The sequence below is a fragment of the Dietzia sp. E1 genome (assembly GCF_014145015.1).
GTDB classification, from domain to species: Bacteria; Actinomycetota; Actinomycetes; order Mycobacteriales; family Mycobacteriaceae; genus Dietzia; species Dietzia cinnamea_A.
Genome location: NZ_JAALDU010000204.1, coordinates 1 through 3,998 on the forward strand (window position 1 = coordinate 1; position 3,998 = coordinate 3,998).

The window sequence follows — 3,998 nt, forward strand, 5'->3', positions numbered from 1 at the left end:
CCAGCCGCTTCTCGACCGCCGAGGCGGGCGGCCCCCGCGTAGCGGGCGAGTACCGCGACGTGCCGCGTCACGCCCGCGCGCGGGTCGCCCTCGCCGCGGCCGCGTTCGGTCGGTGGGCGGTGGACTCCGTCCACCTCGACATCGCCGACGAGGCAGGTCAGCGCGCCGAGGCCCTCGACGCCGTCGCGCTGGGGTTCGTGGGTACCGCCTGCATCCATCCGTCCCAGGTGGCGGTGGTGCGGCAGGCCTACGCGCCCGACGACGACGAGGTGGCCTGGGCGCGGAAGGTACTCGCCGCCGCGGAGCACAACCAGGGCGTGTTCCAGCTGGACGGTCGCATGGTCGACGGTCCCGTCTTCCGCCAGGCCGAGGCGACGATGCGTCGCGCCTCGGCAGCCACCTGACAGCGCCGCCACCCGACACCGCAGCCACCTGATATCGCCGCCACCCGACACCGCAGTTCCCTCTTCGTGGGCCGCCCGGCCCCACCCTCAAGGAGTAGCGAGATGACCACCGCCGATCTCGATGCCACCCCCCTCGACCCCGCGCTGTCGCACACGCGCGGAGAGACCGACGTCCCTCTCCTCACCCAGACGATCCCGGAGAACCTCGCGGCGACCGTGGAGGAGTTCGGCGACCGCGACGCGCTCGTCGACGTGCAGGCCGGCCGGCGCTGGACCTACAGCGAGTTCCTCGCCGACGTGCGCCGGCTCGCCTCGGGCCTGCACCGTCTCGGGATCCGCGCGGGGGACCGGGTGGGGATCTGGTCGCCCAACCGGTGGGAGTGGGTGATGGTCCAGTACGCCACCGCCGAGATCGGCGCCGTGCTGGTCAACATCAACCCGTCCTACCGCGTCCACGAGCTCGAGTTCGTCCTCAAGCAGGCAGGGATCAAGGCCGTGATCGCGGCGCCGCAGTTCAAGGACTCGGACTACACCGGGATGCTCGCGCAGGTGCAGCCGAACTGCCCGGATCTCGAGCTGGTGGTGCTCTTCGGCGACGAGGAGTGGGAGTCGATGGTCTCCGGGCCCACCGACGCCGACGTCCTCGCGGAGATCCGGGCGGGGCTCACGAACCACGACCCGATCAACATCCAGTACACCTCCGGCACCACGGGCTTCCCCAAGGGGGCGACGCTCTCGCACTCGAACATCCTCAACAACGGGTACTTCGTCGGCGAGCTCATCAGCTACTCGGAGGTCGACCGGGTGTGCATCCCGGTGCCCTTCTACCACTGCTTCGGCATGGTGATGGGCAACCTCGCGTGTACCACCCACGGGTCGTGCATGGTCATCCCGGCGCCCGCGTTCGACCCGGTCGCCTCGCTGAAGGCGGTAGAGCAGGAGAAGTGCACAAGCCTGTACGGCGTGCCGACGATGTTCATCGCCGAGCTCGCGCTCGACGACTTCGACTCCTACGACCTGTCCACGCTGCGCACCGGCATCATGGCGGGCTCGCCGTGTCCGGAGGCCACCATGCGTCAGGTGATCGACCGAATGAACATGGACGAGGTGTCGATCTGCTACGGCATGACCGAGACCTCGCCGGTGTCCACCCAGACCCGCGCCGACGACTCCCTCGACCGGCGCGTGTCCACCGTGGGCCGGGTCGGCCCGCACCTGGAGATCAAGATCATCGACCCCTCGACCGGGGAAACCCTGCCGCGCGGGGAGGCAGGCGAGTTCTGCACCCGGGGTTACAGCGTCATGTTGGGGTACTGGGAGCAGCCGGACAAGACGGCCGAGGCGATCGACGAGGCGGGGTGGATGCACACCGGCGACATCGGGGAGATGGACGCCGACGGGTACGTGAAGATCACCGGCCGCATCAAGGACATGGTGATCCGGGGTGGCGAGAACATCTACCCGCGCGAGGTGGAGGAGTTCCTCTACACCCACCCGGACATCCTCGACGCCCAGGTGATCGGCGTGCCGGACCCCAAGTACGGCGAGGAACTCATGGCGTGGGTCCGGCTCAAGCCGGGCCGCGACGACCTCACCGCCGACGAGGTCCGCGAGTTCGCCACCGGCAAGCTCGCCCGGCACAAGATCCCGAAGTACGTCCACGTCGTGGACGAGTTCCCCATGACCGTCACCGGCAAGGTCCGCAAGGTCGACATGCGCAAGAGCGCCATCGAGATCCTCGGCATCGCCTGACCGCCCGCCCGTCCAATCCAAGGAGTGCGTGAATGTCCAGCAAACTCATGACCGCGGCGGAGGCCGTCGCGGACATCCCCGACGGGGCGTCCATCGCCGCCGGAGGGTTCGGCCTGTGCGGGATCCCGCAGATCGTGATCGAGGCGCTCGCCGCGCGCGACGTGGGGGACTTCGAGGTGTTCTCCAACAACGCCGGCGTCGACGGCAAGGGTCTGGGGATCCTGCTGGAGACCGGCAAGCTGCGGCGCATCGTCTCCTCCTACGTGGGGGAGAACAAGGAGTTCGCCCGGCAGTACCTGTCCGGCGAGCTCGAGGTGGAGCTCACCCCGCAGGGGACGTTGGCCGAGCGGATGCGCGCGGGCGGCTCGGGGATCGGGGCGTTCTACACGCGCACCGGGGTGGGCACGTTCGTCGCCGACGGCGGCATGCCGTGGAAGTACGACTCCGACGGCGGGGTCGCCGTGGCCTCGCCGCCCAAGGAGACCCGGGAGATCCGCGGCGAGACGTACGTGCTCGAGCAGGCCATCGAGGCGGACTACTCGCTGGTGCGGGCCGCGGTGGCCGATCGCAGCGGTAACCTGCGGTTCAACCTCACCGCCCGCAACTTCTCGCCGCTGGCCGCGATGGCCGGGCGCGTGTGCATCGTCGAGGCCGAGGAGGTCGTCGAGGTCGGCGAGCTCGCGCCCGACGACATCCACCTGCCCGGGATCTTCGTCCACCGGTTGGTCGAGCTGACCCCCGAGCAGGTCGCGCAGACCAAGTGGATCGAGAAGATGACCACCAACCCGCCGTCGGAAGGACAGCGCTGATGAGCACCGCCGCCACCCCTGACGCCCAGCCCGGTGACCGGCCCGTACGCCTCGGCCGGGATCGCAAGGCCATGGCCGCCCGCGCGGCCCTGGAGCTGGAGGACGGCCAGTACGTCAACCTCGGGATCGGCCTGCCGACCCTGGTGCCGAACTACGTGCCCGAGGGGGTGACCGTGACCCTGCAGTCCGAGAACGGGCTGCTGGGCATCGGCCCGTACCCGCACCCCGACCACGTCGACCCCGACCTCATCAACGCAGGCAAGGAGACCGTGACGACCCTGCCCGGGTCCGCGATCTTCGACTCCGCGACGAGCTTCGGAATGATCCGCTCCGGCAAGATCGACGTCGCGATCCTCGGGGCCATGGAGGTCAACCCCGCCGGCGACATCGCCAACTGGATGGTGCCCGGCGCGATGGTCAAGGGCATGGGCGGCGCCATGGACCTCGTCGTGGGCGCCCGCCGTATCGTCGTGGTCATGGACCAGGTCGCCAAGAACGGCTCGTCGAAGATCGTCTCCGAGATCACCCTCCCGCTCACCGGCCTGGGCTGCGTGGACCGGATCATCACCGAGCTCGGTGTCTTCGACCGCGACGCCGACGGGCTCACGCTCATCGAACTGGTCGACGGCGTGACCCTCGAGCAGATCACCGCCGCCACCGACGCCCCGTTCCGGGTGGCCGACGACCTGAGGTGACGACGCCACCGCACGGGCTCCCGCACACCGGGCCCCCGCCCGGACGTGCCCCACGCGGCCACAGCGCCCCCGGACTCTGGACCACACCGGTCCGCGGCCGGGCGGCGCTGTCGGCGTTGGCGTGGGTGCTCGGGTACGTGGTGGTCCTCGTCGTCGTCGTCATCCTCGGACTCCTCGCCGTGCGCGCGGCGGGCGCCGGCCGCCCCGACTCCGCGACCATCGCCCTGCTCGTCCTGGCCGGGACCGCGGTGGCCACGCTCGCCGCGGTGCGGGTCCATCTCCTCCGACGCCGGGGACTCGCCTGGGCGGACGTGGGACTGCGGCGACCGGACCGCTCG

The 3,998-nt window shown here is 70.3% G+C and carries 4 protein-coding genes and 1 pseudogene; all 5 read left to right on the top strand.

What is annotated here, in order from left to right; genetic code table 11:
- Positions 1 to 404: aldolase/citrate lyase family protein (locus G6030_RS07940; protein ID WP_182642749.1), on the top strand; the 404-nt coding region annotated here is incomplete at its 5' end.
- 102 nt (positions 405 to 506) lie between these two features.
- A complete protein-coding gene (locus G6030_RS07945; RefSeq protein WP_182642750.1) occupies positions 507 to 2,156 on the top strand; it encodes an AMP-binding protein in 1,650 nt (549 codons plus the stop codon).
- Between the two features lie 32 nt (positions 2,157 to 2,188).
- Positions 2,189 to 2,965, top strand: a complete 777-nt coding sequence (locus G6030_RS07950; RefSeq protein WP_182642751.1) for a CoA transferase subunit A — start codon at positions 2,189 to 2,191, stop codon at positions 2,963 to 2,965.
- The gene (locus G6030_RS07955) at positions 2,965 to 3,660 is read left to right on the top strand and encodes a 3-oxoacid CoA-transferase subunit B (RefSeq protein WP_277817436.1); all 696 of its coding nucleotides are present in this window, start codon (positions 2,965 to 2,967) and stop codon (positions 3,658 to 3,660) included. The genes G6030_RS07950 and G6030_RS07955 overlap by 1 nt, the downstream gene beginning before the upstream one ends.
- A pseudogene (locus G6030_RS07960) lies at positions 3,657 to 3,998 on the top strand (CPBP family intramembrane glutamate endopeptidase); the annotation flags it as partial. The gene G6030_RS07955 and the pseudogene G6030_RS07960, both read left to right, overlap by 4 nt.